This window comes from Microbacterium sp. EYE_78 (genome assembly GCF_023149035.1).
GTDB lineage: Bacteria > Actinomycetota > Actinomycetes > Actinomycetales > Microbacteriaceae > Microbacterium.
Genome location: NZ_JAHXMY010000002.1, coordinates 447,344 through 463,813 on the forward strand (window position 1 = coordinate 447,344; position 16,470 = coordinate 463,813).

Genomic DNA, 16,470 nt, shown 5'->3' on the forward strand with positions numbered 1-16,470 from the left:
TCCGCCGCAAGAGGGAGGCGTGCCGCAGAGCCTGCGGCTTACCGTCGATGAGGACAAAAGGAGCACGCGGTGACGGAATCGAAGAACGAGACACCGGTCGCGGTCTGGTACTTCATCGGTGCGACCTTCGCGGGTGCGCTCCCGAACCTGTTGTTCCCGGGCCTGCATGCGTGGGTGCGGGTGCTCTTCATCCTTGTGGCGCTGGTACTGATCGTCACCGGCTTCGTACAGTTGCGCCGCGAAACGGGTTGGGGCACCAAGCCCAAGAGCGACGAGCCGCCGTCGGGGACGTCGCCCGACGCCTGAGCGTGTCAGGCGCCGGTCTGCGGCAGTCGCGACTTTTTGAACTGGCCGAGCGCCAGCAGCAGGAGGATGACCGCGGCGCATGCGAGCCAGCCGGGCCAGCTCAGCGGGGACGCGGCGAGCGGCTGCAGGTCGGGCGTCGAGACGAGGAACGCGAACCCCGCGGCGGCGTTGAACGCGCCGTGACCGAGGACGGCGGGCCACACGTTGTCGGACCGCAGGCGCAGCCAGCCGAGCAGGATGCCGAAGCTGAGGCATCCGACCACCATGAGGGCGACGCCGAAGAGGTTGGGCTCGGCGAAGTTGTAGCCGAGCAGGATGATCGGCGAGTGCCAGAGCCCCCAGATGACTCCGGCGATGAGGAGTGTCGGCCAGATGCCGAGCGGGCGCAGGGCGGAGAACAACCAGCCGCGCCAGCCGAGCTCTTCACCGAACGCGAGAAACGAGTTAATCACCGCGCCGACGGGGATGGAGACAAGCTGGATGACGACGAGGACGCCGACCGGGAGCGCGATGTTCGGCGCACCGGCGGCGTCGAGCTGAGCCTGGAGAGCCGCGGCGAAGCCCGAGAAGTTCACGAGGTCGAGCTGCAGCGCTCCCGTCGCGGCGGCGATGAACGTGGCGAGCACCGGCACGAGGATCGAGATGCCCACGGCAATGCCGAGCATGCCGAAGAAGCGCCCCAACGGCTTGATCGGGACGAGGGCGAGCATGCGCCAGGCACGCCGTCCGGCTGAGCGCCGCAGAAACAGCGTGACGATGAGTGCGGCGACAGCCGGCGTGAACATCATCACCGGCAGGATCAGCGGCGCGATCGGGGTGGCGAGGCCGTCACCCATCCAAAGGGGGATCGTGACCAGCCACGCGAGGCCGCACGCGAGGACCGTGAACGCGATGACGGCGATCCAGGGGACGGTGGTGGTGCCGCGCATGTCCGGAGTGGTGGGGGCGGATGCCGCGGGGGTGAGGTCCGTGCTCATGGTGGGGTGGCCTCCTGGTGGCGAGGTGCGTCCGCCGGTGTGGTCGTGGGTGAGCGGCCCGGATTGGATGTGCCTCCGGGCGCGTCGTCTCTCCAACGTAACGTCGATGGCCGATGCGCGGATGCAAGAAGGTGGCGGCTGGATAAGGTGAGCTGCTGATCCTCGTATCGGATGAGCTCTTCACAGCGGGGGATCTGATGGTTGTTTTGTCGACGGCGCCTTTCGATATCTGGGCAGTCGCACTCTGGCTGCTAGCTGTGGTCGCTGCGGTCTTGCTCGTGGTCGGGGTTATCGCGGGCGCTCGTGCCGCTCTGCGACGACGGACACGCCGACGGGTCGCCGAGTCCAGCGCAGCTCTTGAGATGCTCGGGCGCTTGAATCACCGTTTCGAAGAAGCTGTTGCGCCCCTGCCGCCGATCTCGTTCTCGTTCGAGGTGCGGCTCGATTCGAAGCCGAAGTTCGACGCCTTCGATCTCGGCCGTCGGTTTCGTGAAGAAGTGCTCGAACGTGAGCAGGCCATCGTTGAGCAGATGGATGTTCGACGTCAGGTCCTCCGCCATCACCTGGACTACGAAGCGCGAGTGGGCGCCGAGGCGCTGCCACGACTCGGTCGAAGCGAGCGGGCTGATGTCGCGAAGACGCGCTTCGACGCGGTTGAGGAACGGCTCTTCACGGAGACACTCCTCGAGCGGCCGACTCCTCAGGCGCGGATCGTCGGAGTGGCGCGCTACACCAGCCCGCAGGGACGCAACTCGTATGAGAAGTCGCACGCATGGGGGTTCGACGATCTGCGCCAGGAGCTGGGCCTTGCCCGAGAGGATCGGGATAGGCGCTCGACAACGCAATTCCTCCGCGATCGCGAGCGATCCCTCCTGACGCCGAAGATGCGCATCGACGTGCTCCAGCGAGATGGACGGCGATGTCGCGCTTGTGGTGCCACCGCCGACGATGCGACGCTTCACATCGACCACATCATCCCTGTTTCGCGCGGCGGGCTGACCGAGATGTCCAACCTGCAGGTTCTCTGCCAGTCCTGCAATCTGGGTAAGAGCAATCGTTTCGTCGGCTGAGGATGGGATCCTTTTCCTGCAAACGAATCAAAGACCGACGCGGCACACGATCAGGACGTTCGACGAATCTTCAAGTTCGCGCATGCGATTCGCGAGGCCGTCGTCCGGTACCGCTGACCCTCGCCGAACGCGCTGATAGCGTCGGTCCTGTGACGAGTGAGCAGGTCAGACGTGCGCTGCAGGAGTTCGTTGAGGAGCGCGACTGGGCACAGTTCCACTCGCCGGCCAACCTGGCGAAGAGCGTGTCGATCGAGGCGGCTGAGCTCCTCGAATGCTTCCAGTGGAGTGATGACGCCGATGCCGATCGGGTCCGAGAGGAACTCGCTGACGTCGTGACGTACTGCATCCTCCTCGCCGAAAAGCTCGGTCTCGATCTCGACGAGATCGTGCTCGAGAAGCTTCGAACGACAGCACAGAAGTATCCCGTAGACCGCGCGAAGGGGACCAGCGCCAAATATGACGCCCTTTGAGATCGAGCGCCTCCCGTTCACGAAAAGCGCTGCGGATGCGTGGGCGCAAGCCGACGAGCGTCGACGCAACTGGCCGGTCGTTTATGTGCTCGATGGTGCGGGTAAGGCCGGTACCTCCTCGGTGTATGTGGGTGAGACCGTCAATGCAGGATCCCGGATGCGGCAACACCTCGCGAGTCCCTCGAAAGCGAACTTCCGCCAGGTACGGGTGGTCTTCGATGAGACGTTCAACAAGTCCGCGTGCCTCGACCTCGAATCGCATCTGATCAGATGGCTGGCCGGCGACGGTCAGTTCGAAGTCGCGAACGGCAACGAGGGGATCGTCGACGCTCGCTACTACGAGCGCGAGATCTATCGCGAGAGCTTTGCCGACATCTTCGAGCAGCTCCGCTCCGAGGGCTTATTCCGCCAGACCATCCCCGAGATCGAGAACAGCGACCTCTTCAAGCTGTCGCCGTTCAAGGTGCTCACTCCTGAGCAGGCCAGCGCCGTAGAGAACATCCTCGAGGGTCTTTTCCAGGACCTCGCTGTCGGAGGGACCTCGACGAGTGTGATCGAAGGACACCCCGGCACGGGCAAGACGATCGTCGCGATCTATCTCATGAAGCTTCTGGCAGACATTCGCGACTACGACTCTGCGGTCGACTTCGAGCCCGATTCGGTATTCGCCGAGCACTTCGTTCCCGAGAACCGAGAATTGCTCCGTGACCTTCGCATCGGGATCGTTGTGCCGCAGCAGTCGCTTCGTGAGTCGATCAAGCGGGTCTTCCGGAAGACGCCGAAGCTAAGCCAGGCGCAGGTGCTCACGCCGTTCGATGTAGGGGCGTCGGCTGAGGAGTGGGACATCCTGCTCGTCGACGAAACGCACCGGCTCAACCAGCGTGCGAACCAGTCGTCTGGGGTGAACAACAAGCGGTTCTCGATCATCAACCAGGACCTGTTCGGCGCGGACGATCTGTCGAAGACTCAGCTCGACTGGGTACGCGCGAAGAGCCGCCATCAGATCTTCTTGCTTGATGCTGAGCAGACGGTGCGGCCTGCTGATCTACCGCTTGCCACACTTCGCGGGATCCTCGAGCGCGCGAGAGCGGACAACCGGGCTTTTCACTTGATGACCCAGATGCGGGTCGCCGCGGGATCGGACTACGTAGCGGGCATCCGTGCTCTGCTTCGTGGCGAGCCGTCGCCGGGTGGGTTGCGTGGTCTCGGAGACTACGACCTGCGCTTCTTCGACGACCTCGGCGAGATGCGTCGCCAGATCCATGCCAGGAACGAGGAGCACGGCCTCGCCCGACTTCTCGCCGGATACGCGTGGAAGTGGCGGAGCCGAAAGGACCGATCTGCGTTCGACATCGAGATTGACGACGTCCAACTGCGGTGGAACAGCACCGACAAGGACTGGATCAACCAGCCGACATCAGTTAACGAGGTCGGCTCCATCCACACGGTGCAGGGTTACGACCTGAACTATGCGGGTGTGATCATCGGTCCCGACCTTCGGTTCGACACGGTGAGCGGACGGCTTGTCGTTGATCGCGCGTCGTATCACGACACCAAAGGCAAGGAGAACAACAAGCAGCTCGGCGTCGTCTACTCCGATGACGACCTGCTGACGTTCATCCGCAACATCTACGGGGTCCTGCTCACGCGCGGGATCCTCGGAACGTACATCTACGTCTGCGACCCGGCCCTGCGCGAGTATCTGAGGGCGCACATGCCTGTCAGCGAGTGACCGGGCGGTCGTCTCTCACTCGCAGGTCTCGAACACATACGCCGGATCGTCCGGCGTGACGAGATCCCGATCACGCAGCACAACGGATGCCGGTGTGTCCGGGTCGGCGCAGACCTCGTCCCACGGGCGGGGGAGGTTGTCGGCGTACTCGATGGCGAGGACGTGATCTCCGTAGACCTCGGTGTAGGCGGAGCACTCCTCGTAGGCCGCGCACTCCTCGACGACGGCGAAGTCGAAGCCGGCGCGCGAGTGAAGGAGGGAGGCATCCTCGGCGGCGTTCTTCTGCCCGGCCGCGAGTCCGACGTCGTGCGCGGTGTCGACGAGCAAGGTCGCGAGGTTGAGCGCGTCGTCGCGGCTGAGGGCGCCGTCGGTGCGGGTGTAGGTGTCGAGGTTGTCGAACTCGACGGCGTCGAACCCGTCGGATGCGCAATCGCGGATCCACGGCCCGACGATCTTCGCGATCTCGTCCGCCTTGCGGGTGTCGAGGATGACCTCGTCCGGCCAGTCCGGGTCGATGACCGGCTCGTCGTCGTCATCGCGGAGCAGGAGGTCGTCGGGCCAGGTGTCGAGCTCGCCCGGCTGCGTCTGGAAGCCGTTGACGTAGCAGACGGAGTAGAGGTCATTGACGGATGCTGCGGTCCGGTCGCGAGCCACGATCTCGACACCTTTGGTTGGGTCGTAGGCGCCGCCGAGCTGATAGTCGAGCTGGGCGCCGACGGGCGGCAGCTGCGGTCCGGCGGGCGGGTCGTGCGGAGGCTGCGACTGGCCGGCGCATCCGGTGAGGAGCAACGCGGTCGAGGCGAGCAGGGGAAGTGCGCGCCGGACGGTCATGTCGCGAACCTATCGGACGCCGGGGGATCGGTAGACTCGACGGGCCAGCCTCTGTAGCTCAATGGAAGAGCAGTTCCGTCCTAAGGAAACGGTTGGGGGTTCGAGTCCCTCCAGGGGCACTCTGGATTGGTCTGACCAAGAACTTGTCTAGGCGCGATCAGGCAAATGGGGTTTTTGTCGGCGTTATGTGACCTTCAGGCGGCTTGGTCGAGCGTCATGGCGCGACGGGTAGCGAGTTTCGGGCACAGCGGAAGCTTCGATCAATCTGCTCACCAGTACTGAGGTCGGGCCTACCGCGTCTGAGATCCAGGCGGCAGCGCAACCAACGGCATGGCGTGGTTTGGTCGCGTCGCGACGTCGTCCAGATAGTCCTCGAAGAGGTCGGTCCGAGTGCTCCATCGATCTAGCTCTCGGTCCCCGGGGCGAGACTGCGGCATATCGCTTGCCGCGCCGCGCGCAGCCGCGCACTCGTACTCGCCCAGGCGAATTTTGCTCGCTTCCTCGCTGCCGTGATTCTCGCTAGCTTTTGTCTATAGGTCGAGTTCAAGGCCGCAAATAAGCCGACGTCTGGCAGTCGATGTTCGAGTCCGCGCCAGCGGCAGTGGCAAACGAATCCTGCTGCTCGGTGCGGCTACTGTTTTGTTACGAACCTGGGTGTGCCGGTTGCTTAGCGGGCGCCTCGATCACGGGAGCTGGCCGGTCGGCTCAGCGCGATACGGAGTTGAACAACAGCGTGGACGCGGCACCTTATACACTTCGCAGCTTCGTTCAGCTTGCCGAGCGGGAGAACCGACGAGGCAAGGACATCAGCCGGCTGGATCCCGCAGTCGGACGTGCGACGCGAGCGATGCGGATAGCACGCAAGCAGTTTTTTGCGGCGGCCGCGAATCATGACCGTGCGGATCCCGCCCGCGTCACGCTTCGCGACGAGTATCGCGCGTTGAGACTGCAGTTGAGAGCCAGCCGCGATCAAGCAGTTGAGTCTGCCTTGCGAGGTGCGCTTGTCTCGTTCGAAGAGAAGCTCACGCGCGACGAGTTCAGGTTCGGGCTCACAGTTGGTCCAGTTGTGGGAGGCAAAGCCACCTATCAAATTGACCGGTCTCTTGACGTCTTCTACCCAGCGAAGCAGGCAGCGGAATCAATCCGGGCCACGGCATCTGTCACCGTTTCAAGTCGCAACAGCATCGTCCGCGCGCTCCAGTCAGCTCTCGAAAAGTCGTACGAACACGCGGTGATGAAGCTCGATATCGAGGCCTTCTTCGAGTCAATTCCTCACTCGGCTCTTCTAGAACGGCTGTCGAGGTTCTCGAACCTCGACAGCGTGAGCATGGGTCTCACGCGACAGTTGCTCGTTGAGTTCGAAGCAGTGACCGGGGTGAAGTCGGGACTGCCGCGCGGGGTAGGGATGAGTTCCCACCTCGCCGAGTTGTACATGACCGACTTCGACTCGATCCTCAAAACTCACCCTGGCGTGCTGTTCTACGCGAGATACGTGGACGACGTCGTCATCGTGACCGACAGCGCTCAGGCTCTCTCGCAGGTCAAGGATTCGGTGCTGAGGACGCTGACGGGTCTCCAACTGAAACCAAATACGACGAAGACGTACAACGTCGTCGCTGATGGGAAGGGTGACTACCCAACCGGGACGGTTGTGGAGTATCTGGGGTACACGTTCGCGAGGATCGACGGGAAACTTCGCACGGGGCTCACGGATAGGCGAAAAGCTCGGCGCGTACGGCGGCTCGAACTCGCGCTGGAGGCGTGGTTGGCATCGGCTCCGAACGCGGTTTGGCCGAACCACGGGCACAACGGGATGCTTCTCGATCGCATTCGTTACCTCGCAGGAAACACCAGGCTCCTCAACTCGAAGAGCAACGTGGCGATCGGACTCTATTTCTCGAACAGCGCGCTCGACGACGGCGGTGCGGAACTCGTTGAACTGGACCAATTCCTAGAGGCCTTTATGGTTCAGCATGCGTCCAAGATGCCTGCCAGGATGCGTGAGAGGATGGGGGAGATCTCGTTTGTGAATATGTTTACGAGCCGGCCGTTCCTGCGCTTCTCTCAGAAGCGAGTGGAACAAATCGTTAGTGTGTGGGACGGGGTATCCTGATGGGTCATTCGAGGGCAACCCGGGATCCCCTCCGCGCCCTTACATCGGAGATCCTGCCTTACGAGGTGCCGATACCTTTCGACGTGACGCGACTGTATAGGTTTCTGCGGGGTCTCAAGTTCACGTGGATAGGGGCTCATCAGTTCTCTGTTCTTGATTCCCGATTGGGACTGGCGGAAAAGCAGTGGCTTGCGCTCATCTTTGATCCGATCAAACTCGGTGCCGGCACACTCCGCGGCGGTCGCCGAGAATTCCGACTCACTGACGGCGGGACGAAGTGCGATCTGCGGTATCCGTTCAAGTTCCGGTCGCGGAGGAACAATGGGAAGTCTCGCGTTCTGTCGGTGCCCCACCCGCACTCGATGCTGCAGATGGCATCTTTCGTCCACGAAAACCGCGATTCCATCCTGTATTACACAAATCGCAGCGGCTTCTCTATTCGGCATCCGCACAGGGTCGCTCGCGTTCAAGTAAGACCCGAGTCAGTGTTCGATGGTCCCTGGGATCGCGAATCGTACGGGTTCGAGCAGTCAGATCTCGAGTACGAACACGTGTCTTCGTACTTCAGTTATCGCAAGTACAACAACATCAACCGCTTCTACTCGTCGCCTGAGTTCCAAGCTTGCGAGCGCAAGTTTCCGCATCTCATGCGGGCTGATGTGGCAAAGTGCTTTGACAGCGTTTACACCCACACGGTCTCCTGGGTAACTAACGGAATATACGCAAGTAAGCATATGCAGCGCGAGACAAAGAATACTTTCGGTGGCCGGTTCGACCATTTGATGCAGTACCTGAATTATGCGGAGACAAGCGGGATAATCATCGGCCCTGAATTGTCCCGCGTGTTCGCCGAAATAATTCTTCAAGAGGTAGATGTTCGAGTAGAAAGAGAGATGGCAAACGTAGATCTCGTTCGGGGCTCGCATTACGAAATCATGCGGTATGTGGATGACTACTTCGTGTTCTTGGCCGACCCCCACAAGGCGCTCGTAGCGGAGGAGATCATCGCAACTCAACTGGCTTCGTTCAAGTTGCATCTCAATGAACAGAAGCAGCGCCACTTTGATACACCCCTCCAATCGCATATGTCTGTCGCCAAGGTGCGTATCCGTGAGGATCTCAAGCGTCGCACTGTCTACGAGAGCGCTGGCCAGGTTCCGCAGGCTGCGGGGACCCTCTTTTTTTCATCGCGCAAGGCCATCCTGGATTACAAGGCGCTGTTGATTGACACAGGTCTCGAGCACGGCGAGCTCGCTAACTCCTACCTTTACGAGCTTGGACGACGACGAGACAAGACGGTTCGGCGGTTTCGGAAGCAACTGGACGAAGCTATCCGGAATGAAGACCCGGGCGTCATCGATGCAGCTCGACGCCAGTTCGTCAACTACCTCATCGCGGTTCTCGACGTGGGCCTCTTCATCTACTCAGGTGCACCGTCGGTGTCGCACAGCGTCAAGCTGACTCGTATGGTGGCGGCTTCGATGGGAGAACTCGAAGTCGGAGGGTTTGGAGCGCTCGACAAGCTTCAGTTCCGGGATCGCGTCCGACGCGAACTCGTCGCCCAGCTGACGGCCGTTCACGATGAAGCATCATTCGGGGCGCACACTCTGCTCCTGATTGACTGCCTACTCTTTGTGGAGCCTGAGATACCGGAAACGATCTTGCTATCGCTACTAGAGCGACGGGGGCGGAGCATTGAGGATCTGGACGCGTTTGGGGTTCTCACCATGCTGCGCCGATTCATGGATCCTGAGAGTCTGAGCCCAATGAAGACTCAGCTCCTGGACCGCGCCCAAAGGCTGATCGAGTACGGGATGCAAAGCCGCGACGGAGAGACGGCTCGCGCATTACTGCTACTCAGCTTGCCAACGTTCCCCGGTGCGACCCCAGCGCAGATCGCTAAAGCGATGGGTGATGGCTATTCGAGAGATGCGGTTCGTCGCATGACGCGGAGTCGACGCGATCCCTCAATGTTCTCCTGGAACGCAAGCGAGAACTACTACGAGCGGCTGCTACTAAAGTCGGCACAATCCGTATACTGATGTAGCAGCCATGGCGCGAATCGGGGTCTTTCGACTTCCATCACACACGGGCGCATGGGGGCGAGCGCCATCGAACCCCCACCACTTCCCTCTAGATCCCGATCGGGGGGCCCGCGCTCGCGGGCGCTCTATCTTCGGGGCGGCCAGGCACGAAGGCCTCTCCGAAAGCTTCCACCGTCGCGTGCTGTGGAACCGTAGTGTCAACTTGGTCAAGCTCGGCTGAGACGCGGCATCCATTAGCCTGACATTCACACGGCGCGACGAGCAGGGGAGGCGAGCATGATCCAAGACTTCTTGCATGTCGTGCTCGAGGTCCTCGGACTCGTCGTCGATCCCTCGATGAGCGGAGCCGCTCTCACCGTCGCACTGCTCGCGCTTGCCGTCCTCACACTCGCGCTCCTCGCGACCACGCGCCACGCAGCCACCCGCGGCTCCACCCCGCATCCCACCCGCCGTATCGAACTCACGGCGCCGCTCGCGCAGAGCGACCCCGATGCGACGGGACACGTCCGCCGTCGCGGGCCCGGTCAGGTGACTGCGGCCGCGTAGCGTCGAACCGTCCGGGCACCGTGTGCCCCGGCATCCCTTCGCGGCCGATCAGCCGACCCTGATCGCTCCGACGAACGGAACCCCGTGGACATCACCACCCTGCCTGTCATCTCCACCCTGCTCGACCTCACCTCCCGCGGCCTCCTCGGCCTGACCTCGCTCCTCACCCCCTGGACGGGAGCGTTCGCCGGCGCGCTCGCCATCGTGCTCGTGACCCTCGTGGTGCGGGCAGCGCTGATCCCCGCCGGCATCGCTCAAGCCAGAGCAGACCAGGCACGGATGCGGCTCGCGCCGCGGCTGCGCGAGATCCAGACCCGATACCGCGGCGACCGGGAACGCCTGCAACGCGAGACGATGGAGCTCTACCGCTCCGAGAACGTGTCGCCGTTCGCCAGCTGCCTGCCGATCCTCGTCCAGGCGCCGATCGTCGGCCTGCTGTACTCCGTGTTCATCCACCCGAACCTCGCCGGGCACGCCAACGAGCTGCTGTCGCAGACGCTGCTCGGCGTTCCGCTCGGGACGAGCCTGGTCCACGCCGTGTCGACCGGAACCGCCGGCCTCGCGACCTGGCTGGTGATCGGATGCCTCGTGCTCGCGATCGCGACGGTGGGGGAGATCACACGGCGGGCGTTTCGGATCACGCCGGCGGAAAGGGTGCCGGGGGTTCCGGTGGCGATGCTCGGGGCTCTGCAGTTCATGACCGCGGTGGTGGCGGTGTTCGTGCCGCTCGCGGCGGGGATCTACCTGCTGACGACGGTGACGTGGACGCTGGGGCAGCGGCTCGTGCTCAGGCGGGTTTACGGGTGAGACGGCTGCTGACTGCTCGACGAGGGCTGGCTGCTCGTGAGTATGCGCTCGTTGCTGTTGCCTCAGCTAACGGGCTTCAAGGTGCGAAGGAACTTGGTCAGGTTGCTTACTTGATCAAGCATCATCATCGAGTCTTCGTCTTGATTGAAATGGGCAATCTCGTTCCGGAGCTGACGCACTAGATCTACCCATTCCACGAACGCTTCCCTCGAAAGTCTCAGGCCGAGTGCTTTCCAGTTCTCAGCGCGATCTACGAAGTGTTTGATGTCGCCGATTGTCATGGCGGCTGCGCCACGTTTCTCCTTCTTCTTGTATTTGGTCGCGGCATGGAGCGTGTCCTTATCGAAGTGGCGATCAAGGAGTCGCCGGAGTTCTCGCTCGCATTCGCCGATCGTCAGGAACGGCCTCGCAACCCGGTCGAATTGCCCGGCCAGGTCGGCCGTGGTGACGATTCCCGTCGGTGCGGCATCCGGGCCGAGGACTATGACGTAATCAGCACTGACGATCAGTTCAATGCTCGCGAGAAGATCGGCGTCCTGGGCAACGGTCACCGGTGTGACCATGCAGTCATCAACGGAAGAGACCTTCTTTTGGAGCGAGGCCTGGGCAATGCTCTCCCAGCTGACGACACCTACCAACGTCTCCTTCATAACGGGGAGCTGTGAGTAGTCGTGCTTGATCATCAAAGTCTGAGCATGCTCGATTGGCGTCCCAGGCTCAACCGATGTGATGCCCGCTAGTGCGGACGGGATCTGTCCGACGTGAAGCGTGTCGACCTCATCTTCTGCCAGCGAGGATTCCTTCGTGGCGCTCGGTCGCTCGGACTCTGCGGTCCTCTGCCGCGCAGCCTGCGCATCTTCCAAACTCACAATCCTTACAAGGGTGTCGAGTGTGCCGTAGGTGAATGGCGGCTCAGTTGCGAGGCCGAGAGAACGTATGGAAGTTGATACTTCCTCCCGGACCGCGGATCCACGGCCCTTTGCTCCCCATAACGAAATTAGCTCTCGGACGGTGATGAGATCGCCTGACCTGGCAAGCGAATGAAGCGAATCGGTCCGTGGTGTTGCGTTTGTCATATTCCCCCGTGCACACATAATCGAAGATCACCAGCATCCATCTTTGGTCCGGCGTGTGTGCCCCTGGGGACAACCTAGCCAAGTCTGCGATGCCATATCCACCTGCGATCGATGTCCTCTGCGCGCCTCCGAGGATCAGACCGCGCAACCGCAACCAGGCTCCTGCCTCACGGCAAGATGCGGTCCATATACCGGCCGTCAACCCGCAGCGCGCCACCGGTCGTCGCTGACGCCGGCGGTGACGCGAGGTATACGACCATGTTCGCGATCTGCCGATCCACATCCAGGCGCCGATCGTCGGCCTGCTGTACTCCGTGTTCATCCACCCGAACCTCGCCGGGCACACCAACGAGCTGCTGTCGCAGACCCCGCTCGGCGTTCCGCTCGGCGTTCCGCTCGGCACGAGCCTGCTCCACGCCGTCACGACCGGCACCGCCGGCCTCGCGACCGGGCTGGTGATCGGATGCCTCGTGCTCGCGATTGCGGCGGTGGGGGAGATCACACGGCGGGCGTTTCGGATCACGCCCGTCGAGGGGATGCCGGGCGTTCCGGTGGCGATGCTCCGAGCAATGCAGTTCATAACCGCGGTCGTGGCGCTGTTCGTACCGCTCGCGGCGGGGATCTACCGGCTGACGACGGTGACATGGACGCTAGGGCAGCGGTTGGTGCGCAGACGGGTGTACGGGTGAGCAGTAGAGCGGAGCGCATGATCGGCGCGGTCCATCCGTCACAACCGGGCGAGGAGCTCCGCCTTCTTCAGTTCGAACTCCGCCGGAGTGACGACCCCCGCGTCGCGGAGTTCGCCGAGCTTTCGAAGGGTCTCGAGGGCGTCGTTAGGTTGCGCGGGCACACGAGGTGCGTTGTGACCGGTTTCGGGAGCTTGCGGCGGGAACGGCTGGTGTTTGCTGCTCATAGCTCGCTTCACGTGGTCGATCACCCTCGTAAAATCCTCCGCCGGCTGCAGCCACTTCACGTGAACGTTGTTTCCGGACGCGAAGAGGTTGACGTGGTGCCCCATCATCGTCTTCCCATGCTCGAAGGACGAGATGTTGCCGTATGGGAACGACTCCAAGTCGAACCCACCAAGTCGAACCCACCAAGTCGTTTCGCGTAGAAGACGATTCGCCGGTCGGTTGCAATGAGGACGCCATTGCGAATGCTGTCGTTGCCCATGATCTTGACTTCGTAGGCGCCCATGACAGCGGCGGCGATTTGCTCGCCGGGCTCTAGATGCGCTCGGGCCTGCTCTACTAGCTTCTCTGCTTTGCCCACCTGTTTTCTCCCTTGATCAACTGGACGGCGTCGCTGCGCAGGAGCGGTGCGCGTCAGGACGAAACTATCCCGCGCAGGATTGGTCGTCGGGTCGTCGCACCCCGGCTACTGGTTCACTCGGATGACCAGCCCGCCGCGATGAAAGTGCACTCCGCTCGCTTCGCGGCGAGGTCGACGAGGTCCCGTTCGAAAGCCGCGACCTTCGGGTCGAGCTGGTCGTCGGCTGTCCGATGCTTGGCCAAGAGGTCGAGATTGGCTCGCGCCGTGTGGTTCGTACCCTCGAGCGCCGCCCGCAGAGCCTCCACCGCAACGCGCAGATCCGCCTCGACGTGCGGATTGCCGATGTCGGACAGCAGTCGGACCTCCTCCAGAAGGGATGCCGCGACCCGGCCGACGTCCAGTGCCGACGCGACGGCATCGACCGTCGCCTCCCGGACCGCCCGCTCGCGGTCGGGACCCTGGTCCATCGCGAGAGCCGCCCCGAAAGCCGTGGACCGGACGCCGTCCTCCTCGGCGACCTTCATCGCCTGGCGCCGCGTGCGGCTCAGTCGCTGCTCAGCCTGTCGAGCCTCGACGTCGTTGGCGGTATAGGCCGCCACCATCCCCAGCAGCCCCGCGGCGATGCCCGTCATCACGCCACAGGCGGCCCCGCCGCCCGGCGCACCCTTCGCCTGGGCGAGACGGTTCACCCATTCTGCGAGCGGCGTCTCGGTGGGGTCGATGTCATCGCTGGCCATGCGACGACGCTACCCGGGGCGCCCCTGGTGAAGAAGCCGCGGTAGGGGCCGGCGAGCATACGTCCACGGTCGCCCGCTGCAACCCTTCGAGGCGAAAAGACACCGTGCCCTACCGTGACATCATGACCCGCCCTCTGCCCTTCGACGTCACGCCTTGGGGTATCGGCCTCACCGGCGTCGATGTCGATCGCCTGCCGCACCGCGAGTCCGTCTTCGCCCTCTCCAACGGGCACATCGGGTGGCGCGGGCTGCTCGACGAGGGGGAGCCCCACGGCGTGCCGGGCAGCTACCTCAACGGCGTCTTCGAGGAGCATCCGATGCCCTACGCCGAAGGCGGCTATGGGTACCCCGAGTCGGGGCAGAGCGTCATCAACGTGCCCAACGGCCAGGTCATCCGCCTCACCGTCGGCGACGAACCCCTCGACATCCGCGAAGGCACCCTCCACGACCACGAACAGCACCTCGACTTCCGCGCCGGCATCCTCGAGCGCACGCTCACCTGGACTTCGCCCGCAGGCAGCACCGTCCGCATCCGCTCGACCCGCCTCGTATCGCTCGCCCACCGCTCGGTCGCCGCCGTCCGGTACGAGGTTGAAGCCGTCGACGGCCCGGTCGCGATCACCGTCCAGTCCGAGCTGGTCGCGAATGAACCGCTGCCCGAGCCGCACCCCGATCCGCGCGTGCAGGACATCCTCGAGACCCCGCTGCACAGCGCGGGCAGCTTCGTCTTCGGCAGCGCCGCGACCCTCGTCCACGAGACTCGCAGCAGCGGGATCGGCGTCGCCGTCAGCATGGATCACCTCGTGTCGGGCGCGAACGCCGAGGTGCGCACCGCGGCATCCGACGACCTCGCCCGCACCACCATCCGCGCCCGCCTCGCCCCCGGCGAACGAGTCGAGGTCGTCAAGGTCGTCGGGCATGCATGGGCCCTCGGGATCTCGGCGCCTGCGCTGCGCGACCGCGCCGAAGCCGCCGTCGCCGACGCGATGCGGGACGGCTGGGAGGGCCTCGCCGCCGCGCAGCGCGAACGGCTCGACGACTTCTGGACCTGCGCCGACGTCCGCATCGACGGGCAGCCCCGCCTGCAGCAGGCGGTGCGGTTCGCGCTGTTCTCGGTGTTCCAGGCCGCCGCGCGTACCGAGCAGCGCTCCGTCCCCGGCAAGGGGCTCACCGGCGCCGGCTACGCGGGCCACACGTTCTGGGATGTCGAGGCCTACGTTCTGCCTGTCCTCACCGCGACCGCACCGGATGCCGCGAGGGAAGCGCTCCGCTGGCGCCACACCACCCTCGACCACGCCCGCGACCGCGCGCGCCAGCTGCACCTGCAGGGTGCGGCGTTCGCGTGGCGCACCATCGACGGACGCGAGTCGTCGGGCTACTGGCCCGCCAGCACCGCCGCGTTCCACATCAACGCCGACATCGCGGCCGCCGTCGTCCACTACGTCCGCGCCACCGGCGACGTCGATTTCGAACGCGACGCCGGCCTGGAGATCCTCGTCGAGACAGCCCGCCTCTGGCAGTCGCTCGGCCGCACCGACGCCGACGGTCGTTTCCACATCGACGGCGTCACCGGCCCCGACGAGTACACCGCCCTCTACGACGACAACGTCTTCACGAACCTCATGGCGCGCGCGAACCTCGACGCCGCCGCGGATGCCGCGCGCCGGCATCCGGATCTCGCTCGCACTCTCGGGGTCGACGACGGCGAGATCGGCGAGTGGGTGCGCACCGCGGGCGCGATGCACGTGCCCTACGACGAGGAACGCGGCGTGCACCCGCAGGCGGCGCGGTTCACCGAACTGGAACGGTGGGACTTCGAGACCGACACCCCCGGCGACGAGCTGCTGCAGGAGCGCTACCCGTACGTGCAGCTCTACCGCAAACAGGTGCTCAAGCAGGCCGACCTCGTGCTCGCCCTGTTCTTCTGCACCGACGCGTTCACGGCAGACGAGAAGGCGCGGGCGTTCCGCTACTACGAGGCGCTGACCGTGCGTGACTCGTCGCTGTCGGCGGCGATCCAGGCGGTGGTCGCCGCCGAGGTCGGGCACCTCGGGCTCGCCGCCGACTACCTCGCCGAAGCCGCGACGATCGACCTCGACGACCTGCACGGCAACGCCGAGGACGGCCTGCACATCGCGTCGCTCGGCGGCATCTGGACGGCGCTCGTCGCCGGCTTCGGCGGCATGCGCGACACGGCCGACGGACTGCGGTTCGCCCCTCGGCTGCCGGAGCAGCTGACCGGTCTCGCGTTCGGCATCCGCCGGCACGGCCGGACCCTGCGTCTCGAGATCACGTCGGATGCCACGACCTATCGCATCAGCGCCGGCGCGCCGCTGACGATCCGGCACTTCGGCGAGCCGGTGGAGCTGACGTCCGGCGCAGACGTGACGATGCCGACACCGCCGCTGCCGGACCCGGGGGAGCGCCCGACCCAGCCGAAGGGCCGCGAGCCGCGGCCGTTCGCGGAGGCGCTCGCGGAGTGACGCTC

15 protein-coding genes and 1 tRNA gene are annotated in these 16,470 nt (G+C 64.1%); 11 read left to right on the top strand and 5 right to left on the bottom strand.

Going from position 1 to position 16,470, the window contains the following annotated elements; all coding sequences use genetic code 11:
• The first annotated feature begins 69 nt into the window (after window positions 1-69).
• Window positions 70-306: a hypothetical protein gene (locus tag KZX17_RS09225; protein ID WP_248172359.1), complete on the top strand. Its 237-nt coding sequence runs from the start codon at window positions 70-72 to the stop codon at window positions 304-306.
• Between the two features lie 5 nt (window positions 307-311).
• Here KZX17_RS09225 and KZX17_RS09230 read toward each other — a convergent pair whose 3' ends face one another.
• Window positions 312-1,283, bottom strand: coding sequence for a CPBP family intramembrane glutamic endopeptidase (locus KZX17_RS09230; protein ID WP_248172361.1), 972 nt, complete (start codon window positions 1,281-1,283; stop codon window positions 312-314).
• Between the two features lie 374 nt (window positions 1,284-1,657).
• On the opposite strand from KZX17_RS09230, the gene KZX17_RS09235 reads away from it, so the two are divergent.
• The 3 genes from KZX17_RS09235 to KZX17_RS09245 all read left to right on the top strand — a co-directional run bounded on the left by KZX17_RS09235 (window position 1,658) and on the right by KZX17_RS09245 (window position 4,555).
• Entirely contained in the window at window positions 1,658-2,353 is a 696-nt protein-coding gene (locus KZX17_RS09235) for an HNH endonuclease (protein ID WP_248172363.1), read from the top strand.
• A gap of 149 nt (window positions 2,354-2,502) precedes the next feature.
• The gene (locus KZX17_RS09240) at window positions 2,503-2,823 is read left to right on the top strand and encodes a nucleotide pyrophosphohydrolase (RefSeq protein ID WP_248172365.1); all 321 of its coding nucleotides are present in this window, start codon (window positions 2,503-2,505) and stop codon (window positions 2,821-2,823) included.
• The gene (locus KZX17_RS09245) at window positions 2,810-4,555 is read left to right on the top strand and encodes a DUF2075 domain-containing protein (protein WP_248172366.1); all 1,746 of its coding nucleotides are present in this window, start codon (window positions 2,810-2,812) and stop codon (window positions 4,553-4,555) included. The genes KZX17_RS09240 and KZX17_RS09245 overlap by 14 nt, the downstream gene beginning before the upstream one ends.
• Before the next feature lie 15 nt (window positions 4,556-4,570).
• Here the strand turns inward: KZX17_RS09245 and KZX17_RS09250 are convergent, their stop codons facing one another.
• Window positions 4,571-5,386, bottom strand: coding sequence for an endo alpha-1,4 polygalactosaminidase (locus KZX17_RS09250; RefSeq protein ID WP_248172368.1), 816 nt, complete (start codon window positions 5,384-5,386; stop codon window positions 4,571-4,573).
• Window positions 5,387-5,433: 47 nt separating this feature from the next.
• On the opposite strand from KZX17_RS09250, the gene KZX17_RS09255 reads away from it, so the two are divergent.
• From KZX17_RS09255 to KZX17_RS09275, 5 genes are all read left to right on the top strand, one after another.
• Window positions 5,434-5,505 (top strand) — tRNA-Arg (locus KZX17_RS09255).
• A 614-nt stretch (window positions 5,506-6,119) separates the two neighbouring features.
• The gene (gene drt3a / locus KZX17_RS09260) at window positions 6,120-7,499 is read left to right on the top strand and encodes an antiviral reverse transcriptase Drt3a (RefSeq protein WP_248172371.1); all 1,380 of its coding nucleotides are present in this window, start codon (window positions 6,120-6,122) and stop codon (window positions 7,497-7,499) included.
• The gene (gene drt3b, locus KZX17_RS09265) at window positions 7,481-9,541 is read left to right on the top strand and encodes an antiviral reverse transcriptase Drt3b (protein ID WP_248172373.1); all 2,061 of its coding nucleotides are present in this window, start codon (window positions 7,481-7,483) and stop codon (window positions 9,539-9,541) included. The genes drt3a and drt3b overlap by 19 nt, the downstream gene beginning before the upstream one ends.
• A 279-nt stretch (window positions 9,542-9,820) precedes the next feature.
• Window positions 9,821-10,090: a DUF6412 domain-containing protein gene (locus KZX17_RS09270; protein ID WP_248172375.1), complete on the top strand. Its 270-nt coding sequence runs from the start codon at window positions 9,821-9,823 to the stop codon at window positions 10,088-10,090.
• 84 nt (window positions 10,091-10,174) lie between these two features.
• A complete protein-coding gene (locus tag KZX17_RS09275) occupies window positions 10,175-10,897 on the top strand; it encodes a YidC/Oxa1 family membrane protein insertase (RefSeq protein ID WP_248172377.1) in 723 nt (240 codons plus the stop codon).
• Between the two features lie 62 nt (window positions 10,898-10,959).
• Here KZX17_RS09275 and KZX17_RS09280 read toward each other — a convergent pair whose 3' ends face one another.
• Window positions 10,960-11,760 (bottom strand): CBS domain-containing protein, encoded by an 801-nt coding sequence (locus KZX17_RS09280; protein WP_248172383.1) that lies wholly within the window; start codon window positions 11,758-11,760, stop codon window positions 10,960-10,962.
• A gap of 527 nt (window positions 11,761-12,287) precedes the next feature.
• Here KZX17_RS09280 and KZX17_RS09290 point away from each other — a divergent pair.
• Window positions 12,288-12,662 (top strand): hypothetical protein, encoded by a 375-nt coding sequence (locus KZX17_RS09290; protein ID WP_248172385.1) that lies wholly within the window; start codon window positions 12,288-12,290, stop codon window positions 12,660-12,662.
• Window positions 12,663-12,700: 38 nt separating this feature from the next.
• Here the strand turns inward: KZX17_RS09290 and KZX17_RS09295 are convergent, their stop codons facing one another.
• Both KZX17_RS09295 and KZX17_RS09300 read right to left on the bottom strand, forming a co-directional pair.
• On the bottom strand, window positions 12,701-12,823 hold the full coding sequence (locus KZX17_RS09295) for an SHOCT domain-containing protein (RefSeq protein WP_248172387.1): 123 nt from the start codon (window positions 12,821-12,823) through the stop codon (window positions 12,701-12,703).
• A 535-nt stretch (window positions 12,824-13,358) separates the two neighbouring features.
• Window positions 13,359-13,982, bottom strand: a complete 624-nt coding sequence (locus tag KZX17_RS09300) for a cyclodeaminase/cyclohydrolase family protein (RefSeq protein ID WP_248172389.1) — start codon at window positions 13,980-13,982, stop codon at window positions 13,359-13,361.
• Window positions 13,983-14,104: 122 nt separating this feature from the next.
• Between KZX17_RS09300 and KZX17_RS09305 the strand changes: the two genes are divergently transcribed.
• The gene (locus tag KZX17_RS09305; RefSeq protein WP_248172390.1) at window positions 14,105-16,465 is read left to right on the top strand and encodes a glycoside hydrolase family 65 protein; all 2,361 of its coding nucleotides are present in this window, start codon (window positions 14,105-14,107) and stop codon (window positions 16,463-16,465) included.
• The last annotated feature ends 5 nt before the right edge of the window (window positions 16,466-16,470 follow it).

Coding starts and splice junctions, on each gene's coding strand:
- KZX17_RS09230 (WP_248172361.1), bottom strand. CDS start 1,283: ATGAGCACGGACCTCACCCCCGCGGCATCCGCCCCCACCACTCCGGAC.
- KZX17_RS09245 (WP_248172366.1), top strand. CDS start 2,810: ATGACGCCCTTTGAGATCGAGCGCCTCCCGTTCACGAAAAGCGCTGCG.
- KZX17_RS09250 (WP_248172368.1), bottom strand. CDS start 5,386: ATGACCGTCCGGCGCGCACTTCCCCTGCTCGCCTCGACCGCGTTGCTC.
- KZX17_RS09270 (WP_248172375.1), top strand. CDS start 9,821: ATGATCCAAGACTTCTTGCATGTCGTGCTCGAGGTCCTCGGACTCGTC.
- KZX17_RS09300 (WP_248172389.1), bottom strand. CDS start 13,982: ATGGCCAGCGATGACATCGACCCCACCGAGACGCCGCTCGCAGAATGG.
- KZX17_RS09305 (WP_248172390.1), top strand. CDS start 14,105: ATGACCCGCCCTCTGCCCTTCGACGTCACGCCTTGGGGTATCGGCCTC.